This is a genomic window from Geodermatophilus siccatus (assembly GCF_900103785.1).
GTDB lineage: Bacteria > Actinomycetota > Actinomycetes > Mycobacteriales > Geodermatophilaceae > Geodermatophilus > Geodermatophilus siccatus.
Window position 1 is genome coordinate 73,759 of sequence record NZ_FNHE01000009.1, and the last position, 12,973, is coordinate 86,731.

Annotated in this window: 9 protein-coding genes and 2 tRNA genes; 10 read left to right on the forward strand and 1 reads right to left on the reverse strand. The window is 73.1% G+C overall.

What is annotated here, in order from left to right; genetic code table 11:
- Positions 1-32 precede the first annotated feature (32 nt).
- The 3 genes from BLS21_RS16755 to BLS21_RS16765 all read left to right on the forward strand — a co-directional run bounded on the left by BLS21_RS16755 (position 33) and on the right by BLS21_RS16765 (position 3,340).
- On the forward strand, positions 33-533 hold the full coding sequence (locus tag BLS21_RS16755) for a DciA family protein (RefSeq protein ID WP_091221005.1): 501 nt from the start codon (positions 33-35) through the stop codon (positions 531-533).
- Between the two features lie 73 nt (positions 534-606).
- On the forward strand, positions 607-1,551 hold the full coding sequence (locus tag BLS21_RS16760; RefSeq protein WP_091221008.1) for a hypothetical protein: 945 nt from the start codon (positions 607-609) through the stop codon (positions 1,549-1,551).
- 13 nt (positions 1,552-1,564) lie between these two features.
- Positions 1,565-3,340: an ABC transporter ATP-binding protein gene (locus BLS21_RS16765; RefSeq protein ID WP_245700492.1), complete on the forward strand. Its 1,776-nt coding sequence runs from the start codon at positions 1,565-1,567 to the stop codon at positions 3,338-3,340.
- 93 nt (positions 3,341-3,433) lie between these two features.
- Here the strand turns inward: BLS21_RS16765 and BLS21_RS16770 are convergent, their stop codons facing one another.
- The gene (locus BLS21_RS16770) at positions 3,434-4,966 is read right to left on the reverse strand and encodes an SDR family oxidoreductase (RefSeq protein WP_091221012.1); all 1,533 of its coding nucleotides are present in this window, start codon (positions 4,964-4,966) and stop codon (positions 3,434-3,436) included.
- A 132-nt stretch (positions 4,967-5,098) separates the two neighbouring features.
- On the opposite strand from BLS21_RS16770, the gene BLS21_RS16775 reads away from it, so the two are divergent.
- The 7 genes from BLS21_RS16775 to BLS21_RS16800 all read left to right on the forward strand — a co-directional run bounded on the left by BLS21_RS16775 (position 5,099) and on the right by BLS21_RS16800 (position 12,943).
- Positions 5,099-6,514 carry an APC family permease gene (locus BLS21_RS16775; RefSeq protein ID WP_091221014.1) on the forward strand — a complete coding sequence of 472 codons (1,416 nt, stop codon included), beginning with the start codon at positions 5,099-5,101 and terminating at the stop codon, positions 6,512-6,514.
- Between the two features lie 357 nt (positions 6,515-6,871).
- Positions 6,872-8,914 carry a DNA topoisomerase (ATP-hydrolyzing) subunit B gene (gene gyrB / locus BLS21_RS16780; RefSeq protein ID WP_091221018.1) on the forward strand — a complete coding sequence of 681 codons (2,043 nt, stop codon included), beginning with the start codon at positions 6,872-6,874 and terminating at the stop codon, positions 8,912-8,914.
- A 102-nt stretch (positions 8,915-9,016) separates the two neighbouring features.
- The gene (gyrA, locus tag BLS21_RS16785; RefSeq protein ID WP_091221021.1) at positions 9,017-11,485 is read left to right on the forward strand and encodes a DNA gyrase subunit A; all 2,469 of its coding nucleotides are present in this window, start codon (positions 9,017-9,019) and stop codon (positions 11,483-11,485) included.
- A gap of 160 nt (positions 11,486-11,645) precedes the next feature.
- Positions 11,646-12,392 (forward strand): DUF3566 domain-containing protein, encoded by a 747-nt coding sequence (locus tag BLS21_RS16790; RefSeq protein ID WP_091221024.1) that lies wholly within the window; start codon positions 11,646-11,648, stop codon positions 12,390-12,392.
- A 137-nt stretch (positions 12,393-12,529) separates the two neighbouring features.
- Positions 12,530-12,603 (forward strand) — tRNA-Ile (locus tag BLS21_RS16795).
- Between the two features lie 94 nt (positions 12,604-12,697).
- Positions 12,698-12,841 (forward strand): DLW-39 family protein, encoded by a 144-nt coding sequence (locus tag BLS21_RS25215; protein WP_175479603.1) that lies wholly within the window; start codon positions 12,698-12,700, stop codon positions 12,839-12,841.
- A 29-nt stretch (positions 12,842-12,870) separates the two neighbouring features.
- Positions 12,871-12,943, forward strand: a tRNA-Ala gene (locus tag BLS21_RS16800).
- Positions 12,944-12,973 lie beyond the last annotated feature (30 nt).

Sequence of the window (12,973 nt, forward strand, 5' to 3'; positions counted from 1 at the left end):
ACGGGGACGACGAGCGTCGGCGAGGAGGAGCCGTGACCGAGGAGCGGCCGGCGCGGCCCAGTGACATCGCGCGCGCGGCGCTGGAGGCGGCGCGCGCGGCCTCGGCGTCCCGGCCGCGCCCCACCCGGCGGCGGATCGCCGGGCCGAAGCGCAGCTGGAGCGGGCCCCGCCCGGGGGACGACGACCCGCAGCCGCTGGCCCGGCTGGTGGACCACCTCGTCGAGACCCAGGACTGGACCGAGCACACCAAGGTCGGCGCGGTCTTCGGCCGCTGGTCGGCGCTGGTCGGGCCGGAGATCGCCGCCCACTGCACGCCGCAGACGCTCACCGAGGGCGAGCTGCTGGTGGTCGCGGAGTCCACCGCGTGGGCCACCCAGCTGCGACTGCTGGCGCCGACGATCCTCGCCAAGCTGCACGCCACGGTCGGCGGGGACGTCGTGAGCCGGCTGCGCGTTGTCGGTCCGACGGCCCCGAGCTGGAAGAAGGGCCCCCGGTCGGTCCGCGGACGCGGGCCGCGGGACACGTACGGATAGGGGCCGCCGCCCGGGGTGGTGGCCCCGGGAGGACGGTGCACATGGGCACGGGGCAGATGGAGACGAGGCAGCGATGAGCAGCCCGCGCGACCGCGACGGTTTCGAGGAGCGCCCCGACGAGGGCAGCGGCTGGCGCGAGCCCGGCCACCTCGGCGGGGACGGCGGGCAGCCCCCGGCCGACCGGCCCGAGCAGCCGCCGGCCGACCAGCCGCCGGCCGACCAGCCGCCGGCCGACCGGCCGGGCGGGAGCACCGCCTGGCAGCCGCCGGGCTGGGACCTGCCACCCGCCGCCCCCGACCGCCCGGCGCAGTCCCCGGCCGCCGGCCCGCAGACGGTGGGCGAGCAGCCCACCCGCGGCGGCCTCTTCGGCAGCCGGCGGCCCCGGCAGCCCAGTGAGCTCGAGCAGGTCTTCGCCTACCAGGGCGACGCCGTCGGCGCGCAGGGCTGGGCGGTGCAGCAGGGCTGGGCCATCTCCGACGGCACCGCACCGGAGGACGCCGTCCTCGCCGAGCTGGTGCGCACCGCGCCGGTCCGGGCGACGAAGGACCACCGGCCCGCCGGCGTCATGCGCGGCCGCTACGGCACGCTCGACCTGGTCGCCTTCGACGTGCTCTACGCCTCCGGCCGCTACGCCGTCCCCGAGTACGCGGTCACCGCCGCCCCGGTGCTGGGCGCGCTGCCGCCGCTGCGGCTGTCGCCGGCCCGCTTCTGGAAGCACCGCACCGGCGGGCTGGTCCAGGTGCCCAGCGGCGACCCCGCCTTCGACACCCGCTGGGTGCTGCTCGCCGCCGAGGACGGCCCGGCCGCCCGCGCGCTGGTCGGCGACGCCACGGTGCGCGGGCTGCTGCTGGGCACCGACGACGGCGACGAGTTCTGGACGGTGGCAGGGGCCGACGGAGGTGGGTTGGCGGGTGGCTACCTGGCCGCGATCCGTCCCGACGGGCACCGGCCGCAGCTGATCGAGCACCACGCCCGGCTGCTGACCGCGCTGGTCAGCGCCCTCGCCCCGGCCCTCTGAGCCGCGCGAGTCCGTGGCCGAGGAGAGCACCTCCGCGGAGACCGCGGCTCGCGCGACCCTGCGGCAGCTGTGGCCCCTGGTCCGGCCGCACCGCCGCCCGCTGGCCGCGGCCGCCGTCCTCTCGCTGGTCGCGGCCGCCGGTGCGCTGGCCCAGCCGGCGCTGGTCGCCCGGGTGATCGAGGCGGTGGGGGCCGGCCGGGCGCTGCTGCCCGCCGTCGGCCTGCTGGTGGTGGTCCTGCTGGCGTCCTCGGCGCTGGGTGCGGTGCAGGAGTACCTGCTGCAGCGCACGGCCGAGGGTGTCGTGCTCTCCACCCGGCGGACGCTGGCCGACCGGCTGCTGCGGCTGCCGATCGCCGAGTACGACCGGCGGCGCACCGGCGACCTCATGTCGCGGGTCGGCGCGGACACCACCCTGCTGCGCGCCACGGTGACCTCCGGGGTCGTCGAGGTCGCCGGCTCCGCGGTGGTCGCGGTGGGCGCGGTGGTGGCGATGGCGCTGGTCGACGGGTGGCTGCTGCTGGTCACCGCGGGCTCGGTCGCCGTCGGCCTGGCGGTGGTGGTCTCGGTCGCCCGTGGCGTGCAGCGGCTCTCCCGCCAGGCGCAGGAGGAGGTCGGCGCGATGACCGCCGCGGTGGAGCGGGCGCTGTCGGCGGTGCGCACCATCCGGGCCAGCGGTGCGACCGCTCGCGAGGTGGACGTCGTCGCGGCCAGCGCCGGCCGGGCGTACGAGGCCGGCCTGCGGGTGGCCAGGCTGCAGGCGCTGGTCAGCCCGGCCGGGTCGATCGCGGTCCAGGGCGCGTTCCTCGCCGTCCTCGGCCTGGGCGGCTACCGGGTGGCGACGGGCTCGATCGCCGTCGCCGACCTGGTCGCGTTCATCCTCTACCTGTTCCTGCTGGTCATGCCGCTGGGCCAGGCGATCGGGGCCTGGACCCAGCTGCAGAGCGGGCTGGGCGCGCTGGCGCGGGTGCAGGAGGTGCTCGCGCTCCAGCCGGAGGACGACGCGCGGCCCGAGCGGGGTGGGGCGCTCGTCGTCGTCCCCGCGTCGCCGCCGTCCGCGGAGGTCCCGCTGCTGGAGCTGGACGACGTGTCGTTCCGCTACCCGGACGGCACCGACGTGCTGCACGGGGTCTCGTTCAGCGTGCCGGCCGGCAGCCGGGTGGCGCTGGTCGGGCCGTCGGGGGCGGGCAAGTCGACCGTGCTGGCGCTCGTCGAGGGCTTCTACCCGCTGACCGGCGGGGCGGTGCGGTGGGCCGGCACCGACGTGCGCGACCTGCCGCGGGCGGGCCTGCGCGCGCGGCTGGGCTACGTCGAGCAGGAGGCGCCGGTGCTGGCCGGGTCGGTGCGCGACAACCTGCTGCTGGCCGCGCCGGATGCGACCGACCTCGAGCTGTGGGCAGTGGTGGCCGACGTCGGGCTCACCGACGTGGTGCAGCGCTCGCCGCGCGGGCTCGACGTCCCGGTGGGGGACGACGGCGTGCTGCTGTCCGGCGGCGAGCGGCAGCGGCTGGCGATCGCGCGCTCGCTGCTGGCCCGCCCGGCGCTGCTGCTGCTCGACGAGCCGACCGCCAGTCTCGACGCCCGCAACGAGGCGCTGCTGCGCGACACCCTGGCCGCCGCCTCCGCCGACCGGGCGCTGCTGGTGGTCGCGCACCGGCTGTCGACCGTGCTCGACAGCGACCGGATCGTCGTCCTCGACGCCGGGCGGGTGGTCGCCAGCGGCACCCACGAGGAGCTGGTGGAGGCCAGCCCCCTCTACCGCGAACTGGCGGCCGCCCAGCTGCTGGTGTAGCGCGATGACCAGCTGACCTGGTCATCGCGGTTCCTGGCTCACCACCAGTGCTGGGCCAGGAACCAGAGCGGTGAGCCCAGCTGATCGTCGAGGTCACGCCGCGCGGGCGCGTCTCTGGCCCGCGGCGGCGGCCGTCCCCTGCTCCGCGGCGCGGCAGATGTTGCGCACCATCCCGCCGAAGATCGGGCCGTGGAAGGGCACCAGCACCCACCAGTAGAGGTTGCCGAAGAGCCCGTTCGGCTTGAAGGTCGCGCGTTGCCGCAGCCGGCTGCGTCCGTCCTCCTGTTCCACGTGGAACTCCAGCCAGGCCAGCCCGGGCAGCCGCATCTCGGCGCGCAGCCGCAGCAGCCGGCCCTCCTCGAGCGCCTCGACCCGCCAGAAGTCCAGGGCGTCGCCGACGTAGAGGTCCGACGGCGACCGGCGTCCCCGCCGCAGGCCGACCCCGCCGACGGCCCGGTCCAGCCAGCCGCGCACCTCCCAGGCCAGCGGGAACGAGTACCAGCCGGTCTCCCCGCCGATCCCCTCGACCACCCGCCACAGCGCCTCCGGTGAGGCGGAGGTCTCCCGGGTCTTCTCGTCGAGGTAGAGGGTGCCGCCGGCCCAGCGGGGGTCGGTGGGCAGCGGGTCCGACGGCGCCCCGGGTGTGGACGCCGAGGACCAGCGGGTGGCCACGGTCTGGTCCTTGACCCGCTGGATCGCCAGTCGCACCGCCTCGTCGAAGCCGAGCAGCCCCTCCGGCGGGTCCGGGACGTACTGCGCGATGTCGTGCTCGGCGCAGACGACGGTGTTGCGCAGCGACTCCACCAGCGGACGGGCGATCGACGCCGGCACGGGCGTGACGACGCCGACCCAGTGGCTCGACAGGCCCGGGCTGAGCACCGGGACGGGCAGGATCCGCCGCCTGGGCAGCCGGGCCACCGCGGCGAAGCGCTGCATCATCTCCAGGTAGGTCATGACGTCGGGGCCGCCGATGTCGAAGCACCGGTGCACGTCGGCCGGCAGCGTCGCGCAGCCGACCAGGTAGCGCAGCACGTCGCGGATGGCGATCGGCTGGATCCGGCTGTGCACCCAGCGCGGCGTGACCATGACCGGCAGCCGCTCGGTCAGGTAGCGCAGCATCTCGAAGGACGCCGACCCCGAGCCGAGCACCACCGCGGCCCGCAGGACGACGGTCGGGACGCCGGAGCCGAGCAGGATCTCGGCGACCTCGGCGCGCGAGCGCAGGTGCGGGGAGAGCTCCTCGCCCCGGGGCTCCAGGCCGCCGAGGTAGACCAGCCGGCCCACGCCGGCCTCCCGCGCGGCGCGCGCCACCACCCGCGCCGTCCGCCGGTCGGTCTCCTCGAACTCCTTGCCGGTGCCCAGCGCGTGGACCAGGTAGTAGACGACGTCGACCCCGGCGCAGGCCGCCGCGACCGCCTCGGCGTCGCCCGCGTCGGCCCGGGCGATCTCGACCTGACCGGCCCACGGGTGGTCGCGCAGCCGCTCGGGCGATCGGGTCATCACCCGCACCCGGTGCCCGGCGGCGAGCAGCTCGGGCACGAGCCGCCCGCCGATGTATCCGGTGGCCCCGGTGACGAGGCAGGTCTTCGCCGTGGGGGTGGAGGTGGTGCCGTCGGTCTCGGCCATGTCCCGAGTGTCCGGCGGGAACGCCCCGCCCGCTCGGGTCGCGGACCACCCCTGCACCCGCCACGCTGGGCGCACGTCCCGGAGACCAACGGCGGTCCCGTCCACCGGCACGAGTCGAGCAGGGGGTCCCCCATGGCCGACACCACCGCAGCACCCGACCGCACCCAGGACGGTCAACCCACCCTCAAGCGGGTCATGGGACCCGGGTTGCTGCTGCTGTTCATCGTCGGCGACATCCTGGGCACCGGGATCTACGCGCTCACCGGGCAGGTCGCGGCCCAGGTGGGCGGTGTGGTCTGGTTGCCGTTCCTCGTCGCCTTCCTCGTCGCGCTGGTCACCGCGTTCAGCTACCTGGAGCTGGTGACGAAGTACCCGCAGGCGGCCGGGGCGGCGCTCTACACGCACAAGGCGTTCGGCATCCACTTCGTCACGTTCCTGGTCGCCTTCGCGGTGATGAGCAGCGGCATCACGTCGGCGTCGACGGCGGCGCGTGCGTTCAGCGCCAACTTCGCCGACGTGTTCGGCCTCAGCCTGGGCGAGGGCGTCGGCATCACCCTCATCGGCCTGGGGTTCATGGCGCTGGTCGCGCTGGTCAACCTCCGCGGCGTGGGCGAGAGCGTGAAGACCAACGTGCTGCTCACCTGCGTGGAGCTCACCGGTCTGCTCATCGTCATCGGGGTCGGCGTCTGGGCGCTGGGTATGGGGGAGGGGGACTTCTCCCGGGTGACCGAGTTCGACACCGGCGAGCGCTCGGTGCTCGGCGGGGTCATCGCCGCCACCGGCCTGGCCTTCTTCGCGATGGTCGGCTTCGAGGACTCGGTCAACATGGCCGAGGAGTGCAAGGAGCCGCGGCGGATCTTCCCCAAGGTGCTGCTGGCCGGGCTCTGCCTGACCGGGCTGATCTACGTGCTCGTGTCCATCTCGGCGATCGCGCTGGTGCCGGCCGACCAGCTCAGCGAGGGCGACACCCCCCTGCTGCAGGTGGTGGAGGCGGGCGCCCCGGGCTTCCCGATCGGCGTCTTCGGGGTCATCACGATGTTCGCCGTCGCCAACTCCGCGCTGATCAACATGCTCATGGCCAGCCGGCTGGTCTACGGGATGAGCCGCCAGCACGTGCTGCCCCCGTTGCTCGGCCGGGTCCACCACCGCCGCCGCACCCCGACGACGGCCATCCTCTTCACCACCGCGCTCGCCTTCGGCCTGATCACCTTCGTCGGGGCGGTGCCCGCCCTCGGCGGCACCACGGCGCTGCTGCTGCTCATGGTGTTCACCGTCGTCAACGTGGCCGTCCTGGTGCTGCGCCGCGACCGCGTCGAGGCCGACCACTTCCGCACGCCGACGGTGCTCCCCGTCGTGGGCGCACTCGCCTGCGCGTACCTCGCGACGCCGTGGGCCGGGCGGCCCACGGAGCAGTACCGGATCGCCGGGGTCCTGCTCGCGATCGGCGTCGTCCTCTGGGGCGTCACCGTGCTGATCAACCGGCGCACCGGCCCCGCCGTGCCGCCGCTGGACCCCGAGCGGTTCACCAAGGGCGGCCCGGTCAACTGAGGAGGACCACCCCCCACGCCTCGCGCGCTCGGCGCGGGACCTGGAGGGTGACCCCGTCCTCTCGGCCTCCCCGCGGGGTCCTTCCCGGGCGGGGGCAGGGAGGCCTCACCGGGGCCGTCCCGGACGGGGGCACCCAGCGCCCCGGGGACGGCGTGTCGGGCCCGGGGTCAACACCTGTGGTGGCAGACGTGCTGCGAGTGGCGCAGACACGACGTGAGGGCCGGGACGACGGCATTCCTGTCGTACCACCCGGTATCCTGGAGAGCAGAAACCGCCAGCATCCGGCTGAGAGCCGTTCTGCGCCCCTGTCCACGATCGGGGCGCCTTGCCGCCGGGTGCGCGACAGAAGGGCCACACGTGGTCGCTCGACCGAAGACCGACGCCCAGGCTGACGCCTACTCCGGCAGCTCCATCACCGTCCTCGAGGGTCTCGAGGCGGTCCGCAAGCGCCCTGGCATGTACATCGGCTCGACCGGTGAGCGGGGCCTGCACCACATGGTCTGGGAGGTCGTCGACAACGCCGTCGACGAGGCCCTGGCCGGCTACTGCGACACGGTGCGGGTCACCCTGCTCCCCGACGGCGGCGTCCGGGTGGAGGACAACGGCCGCGGCATCCCGGTCGACATGCACCCGGTCGAGAAGCGCCCGACCGTCGAGGTCGTCATGACCATCCTGCACGCGGGCGGCAAGTTCGACGGCAAGAGCTACGGCGTCTCCGGTGGTCTGCACGGCGTCGGCGTCACCGTCGTCAACGCGCTGTCCAGTGAACTCGACGTGCGCATCTGGCGCGACGGCACCGAGTGGCACCAGCACTACGCCGAGGCCAAGCCCGGTCCGCTGGAGAAGATCGGCCCGACGAAGAAGCGCGGCACCCAGATCACCTTCTGGGCCGATCCCGACATCTTCGAGACGACGAGCTACTCGTTCGACACCATCAGCCGTCGCCTGCAGGAGATGGCCTTCCTCAACGCCGGCCTGAAGATCGTCCTGCGCGACGAGCGCCCGGGGCACGGCAAGGCCGAGACCGGCATGGCCGAGGAGGTGTCGCTCGCCGAGGAGGCCCCGGCCCCGGACGCCGAGACGCCGGCGTTCGAGCCGACCGAGGTCATGTACTTCTACGAGGGCGGCCTCAAGGACTACGTCGCCTACCTGAACCGGTCCAAGACCCCGATCCACCGCTCGGTCATCGGCTTCTCCGCCGACGGCACCGGCAAGAACGACACGGCGATGTCGGTGGACATCGCGATGCAGTGGTCCGAGGCGTACTCGGAGTCGGTGCACACCTTCGCCAACATCATCAACACCCACGAGGGCGGCACCCACGAGGAGGGCTTCCGCGCGGCGCTGACCTCGATCGTCAACCGCTACGCCGAGGAGAAGAAGCTCTTCAAGGGCAAGGACGAGAAGCTCACGGGTGAGGACATCCGCGAGGGGCTGGCGGCGATCGTCTCGGTGAAGATCGGCGACCCGCAGTTCGAGGGCCAGACCAAGACCAAGCTCGGCAACACCGAGGTCAAGGGCTTCGTGCAGCGGGTCTGCAACGAGCAGCTCGGGCACTGGTTCGAGGCCAACCCGACCGAGGCCAAGCAGATCATCACCAAGGCCAGCTCGGCCGCGCGCGCCCGTCGCGCCGCCCAGCAGGCCCGCCAGCTGGCCCGGAAGAACCCGCTGAACTCGACCGGCCTGCCCGGCAAGCTGGCCGACTGCCGCTCGACCGACCCGCGCAACTCCGAGGTCTACATCGTCGAGGGCGACTCGGCCGGTGGCTCGGCCAAGTCCGGCCGCGACTCGATGTTCCAGGCGATCCTGCCGATCCGCGGCAAGATCATCAACGTCGAGAAGGCGCGCATCGACCGGGTCCTCAAGAACACCGAGGTCCAGTCGATGATCACGGCCTTCGGCACCGGCATCCACGACGAGTTCGACCTGTCGAAGCTGCGCTACCACAAGATCGTGCTGATGGCCGACGCCGACGTCGACGGCCAGCACATCCGCACCCTGCTGCTGACCCTGCTGTTCCGCTTCATGCGGCCGCTGGTCGAGGCCGGGCACGTCTACCTGGCCCAGCCGCCGCTGTACAAGATCAAGTGGGGCGGCAAGGTCGGTGACGAGTACGTCTACACCGACAAGGAGAAGGAAGCCGTCCTCCGCGCCGGCGCCGAGGCCGGACGCAAGATCAAGGACGACGCGATCCAGCGGTTCAAGGGCCTCGGTGAGATGAACGCCACCGAGCTGTGGGAGACCACGATGAACCCGGAGACGCGGATCCTGCTGCAGGTCACCCTCGAGGACGCCGCGACCGCCGACGAGCTGTTCAGCGTGCTCATGGGCGAGGACGTCGACGCCCGCCGCAGCTTCATCACCCGCAACGCCAAGGACGTCCGCTTCCTCGACGTCTGAGGAAGGACCCCCTCGCCCCCCAGCCCGCTCGCAGGCTCGCGGCGGGGCCCTGCGAGGGGGCCGGCCGTCCCCCCTGCGCACCCACTCGTGGAGAACTGAACCGTGACCGAGACCCCTGCCCGCGACCGCATCGAGCCGGTCGACCTCCAGCAGGAGATGCAGCGCAGCTACATCGACTACGCGATGTCGGTCATCGTCGGCCGCGCGCTGCCGGAGGTCCGCGACGGCCTCAAGCCGGTGCACCGCCGCGTGCTGTACGCCATGTACGACCAGGGCTTCCGCCCCGACCGGAGCTACGTCAAGTGCGCCCGCGTCGTCGGCGAGGTCATGGGCAACTACCACCCGCACGGCGACTCGGCGATCTACGACGCCCTCGTGCGGCTGGCCCAGCCGTGGTCGATGCGCTACCCGCTGATCGACGGCCAGGGCAACTTCGGCTCCCCCGGCAACGACCCCGCGGCGGCCATGCGCTACACCGAGGCCCGGCTGACGCCGCTGGCCATGGAGATGCTGGCCAACATCGACGAGGAGACCGTCGACTTCCAGCCCAACTACGACGGCAAGAACCAGGAGCCCCTGGTCCTGCCCGGGCGCATCCCCAACCTGCTGATCAACGGCTCGGCCGGCATCGCCGTCGGCATGGCCACCAACATGCCCCCGCACAACCTGCGCGAGGTGGCCTCCGCGGTCTTCTGGGTGCTCGAGCACCCGGACGCCGAACCGGAGGAGGCCCTCAACGCCTGCATGCAGCGCGTCCTCGGACCCGACTTCCCGACCGCCGGTCTCATCGTCGGCCGCGAGGGCATCGAGGAGGCCTACCGCACCGGCCGCGGCTCGGTGCGCATGCGGGCCGTCGTCACCGTCGAGGAGGACGCCAGGGGGCGGGTGCAGCTGGTCGTCACCGAGCTGCCGTACCAGGTCAACCCGGACAACCTGGCCGAGGCGATCGCCGAGGCCGTCCGCGACGGCCGGCTGCAGGGCATCAGCGAGATCGCCGACGAGTCCAGCGACCGCGTGGGCCGCCGACTGGTCATCACCCTGCGCCGCGACGCCGTCGCCAAGGTCGTGCTGAACAACCTCTACAAGCACACCCAGCTGCAGACCTCGTTCGGCTGCAACATGCTCTCGATCGTCGACGGCGTCCCGCGGACGCTGCGGCTCGACGAGCTGATCCGCTACTTCGTGCTGCACCAGATCGAGGTCATCCAGCGGCGGACCCGTTACCGGCTGCGCAAGGCCGAGGAGCGCGCCCACATCCTGCGCGGTCTGGCCAAGGCCCTCGACCAGCTCGACGCCGTCATCGCCCTCATCCGGTCCAGCGAGTCCGCCGACGCGGCGCGCAGCGGCCTGATGGAGCTGCTGGACATCGACGAGATCCAGGCGACCGCGATCCTGGACATGCAGCTGCGCCGGCTGGCCGCTCTCGAGCGGCAGCGGATCATGGACGAGCTGGCCGAGATCGAGGCCCGCATCGCCGACCTGCAGGCCATCCTCGACTCGCCCGAGCGGCAGCGGCAGATCATCCACGACGAGCTCGCCGAGATCGTGGAGAAGTACGGCGACGACCGGCGCACGAAGTTCGTGCCCAACGACGGTGACGTCTCCATGGAGGACCTCATCGCCGAGGAGGAGGTCGTCGTCACCATCACCCGCACCGGCTACGCCAAGCGGACCAAGAGCGACCTGTACCGGTCGCAGCGCCGGGGCGGCAAGGGCGTGATGGGTGCGGCGCTGAAGCAGGACGACATCGTCGACCACTTCTTCGTGGGCTCCACCCACGACTGGATCCTCTTCTTCACCAACAAGGGCCGCGTCTACCGGGCCAAGGCCTACGAGCTGCCCGAGGCCAACCGCACCGCCCGCGGCGCGCACGTGGCCAACATCCTGGCGTTCCAGCCCGACGAGCGGATCGCCCAGGTCATGCAGATCAAGGACTACGACGTCGCGCCGTACCTGGTCCTGGCCACGGCCAACGGGCAGGTGAAGAAGACCCGGCTGAACGACTTCGACTCCCCGCGCAGCGGCGGTGTCATCGCGATCAACCTGCGCGAGAGCGACGAGCTGGTGGGCGCCGCGCTCATCGACCCCGACCAGGACCTGCTGCTGGTCACCCGCAAGGCGATGTCGATCCGCTTCAAGGCCGACGACGCCACGCTGCGGCCGATGGGCCGGGCCACCGAGGGCGTCCGCGGCATCTCCCTCGGCGAGGGCGACTCCCTGCTGTCGATGATCGTGGTCGAGGAGGGCGTCGACGTCCTCGTCGCCACCGAGCGCGGCTTCGCCAAGAGGACCGGGATCGAGAACTACCCGCCGCAGGGCCGCGGCGGCAAGGGCGTGCTCACCGCCGACCCGAAGGCGCGCAAGGGCAACCTGGTCGGGGCCCTGTCGGTCCGGCTCGGCGACGAGCTCTACGCCATCACCTCCGGTGGCGGCGTCATCCGGACCCCGGTCAACGGCGTCCGCCACAACAAGGACCGCGCCACCATGGGTGTCAAGCTCATGAACTTGCCCGAAGACGTGTCGATCGTGGCGATCGCGCGTACGACGGACAACGACGAGGCTGCCGCCTAGTCTGTGGACGACGACGGTGGAGGCGGGGTCGCCGGCCCCCGGGTCGGCAGCCCCGCCTCCGTCGTCCCAGCCATGATCGGCGCCCAGGCGCTCCCGGCCTCGCGCCGGGCACACCGGGTGCGAGGCAGCGGCGAGGGCCGCTGGGGAACGGGAGACTCGCATGAGCGACCGGACGCAGGGTTCGGTGCGCACCGGGGAGACCACCCCGGCACAGGGGACGGCGACCGGTCAGCAGCCCGCGGTTGACGGCAAGCCCTCGGTGGGGTCGACGCAGACCATCCCCGGTGCGAACACCGCCCGGACGAAGGCCGTCGCCGCGGACAGTGAGGCCCCGGCCGCGGCCGGCCCGGCGTCGGGGACGCAGACCGCCGTCCCCCCGGCCACCGGTGCCCAGCCCGCCACCGGCACCCAGCCCGCCACCGGTGCCCAGCCCGCCACCGGCACCCAGGCCGCCACCGGCGCCCGGCCCGCCCCTGGTGCTCAGCCGGCCACCGGTGCCGCGAAGGCCTCCTCGGGCGACGGCGGCGGCAAGGCCGCCCGCGGTCCGCGTCGCGCCCGGCTGCAGCTGCGGCACATCGACACGTTCTCCGCGCTGAAGATCTCGCTGGTCCTGTCCATCGCGATGTTCTTCATCTGGATGGTCGCCGTGGGTCTGCTCTACGGCATCCTCTCCGGCCTCGGTGTCTTCGAGACCCTCAACGACCTGTTCGGCCAGCTCGGCAGCGCCTCGGGCGGTGACGGCGGCAGCGAGGTCATCACCCCGGGCATCGTCTTCGGCGGCGCCGCGGTCATCGGGGCGATCAACATCGTGCTGATGACCGCGCTGTGCACCGTCGCGGCGTTCATCTACAACATGTGCTCCGACCTGGTCGGCGGCCTCGAGGTCACCCTCTCCGAGCGCGACTGAGAGAGGACTCCCTGCTCCCCGCCACCCGCGAGCTCGCGGCGGGACCCTGCAGGGGGCGGCGGTGCGCTGGAGGCGCCACGCCGGGTGACCCCCCTGCGGGCGGCACGGTGGGGCCAGGTACGCTGGTCGAGGTCCACGGGCCTGTAGCTCAGGCGGTTAGAGCGCATCCCTGATAAGGATGAGGCCGGAGGTTCAAGTCCTCCCAGGCCCACCCGTGATCCGGAGCCACCGGCCCGACCCCGTCCCCGGGGTCGGGCCCCGGCCCCCTCCCGAGGAGGGGGGCTCCCCTCGAGGAGGTACCCCGCGTGCTGAGGAAGCTGGTCTTCGCGGCAGCCGCCGCCGGAGCCCTCGCCGCCGTCCGCCGGCGCTCGTCCGGCAGGGTGGAGGCCGACCTCTGGGCCGAGGCCACCCGCGGCCCGCAGGGGGTCAGCACGCCCACCACCCGCTGACCCGCCGGGGGGCTCCCACCTCCCACCTCGGGGACGTAGCTCAATTGGCAGAGCACCGCCTTTGCAAGGCGGGGGTTAGGGGTTCGATTCCCCTCGTCTCCACCCACTCCCCAGGACCTCCGGCACTGGACG

Excerpts from the sequence above, each read along its gene's own strand:
- BLS21_RS16775 (WP_091221014.1), top strand. The coding sequence starts at position 5,099 with ATGGCCGACACCACCGCAGCACCCGACCGCACCCAGGACGGTCAACCC.
- BLS21_RS16770 (WP_091221012.1), bottom strand. The coding sequence starts at position 4,966 with ATGGCCGAGACCGACGGCACCACCTCCACCCCCACGGCGAAGACCTGC.
- BLS21_RS16760 (WP_091221008.1), top strand. The coding sequence starts at position 607 with ATGAGCAGCCCGCGCGACCGCGACGGTTTCGAGGAGCGCCCCGACGAG.
- BLS21_RS16790 (WP_091221024.1), top strand. The coding sequence starts at position 11,646 with ATGAGCGACCGGACGCAGGGTTCGGTGCGCACCGGGGAGACCACCCCG.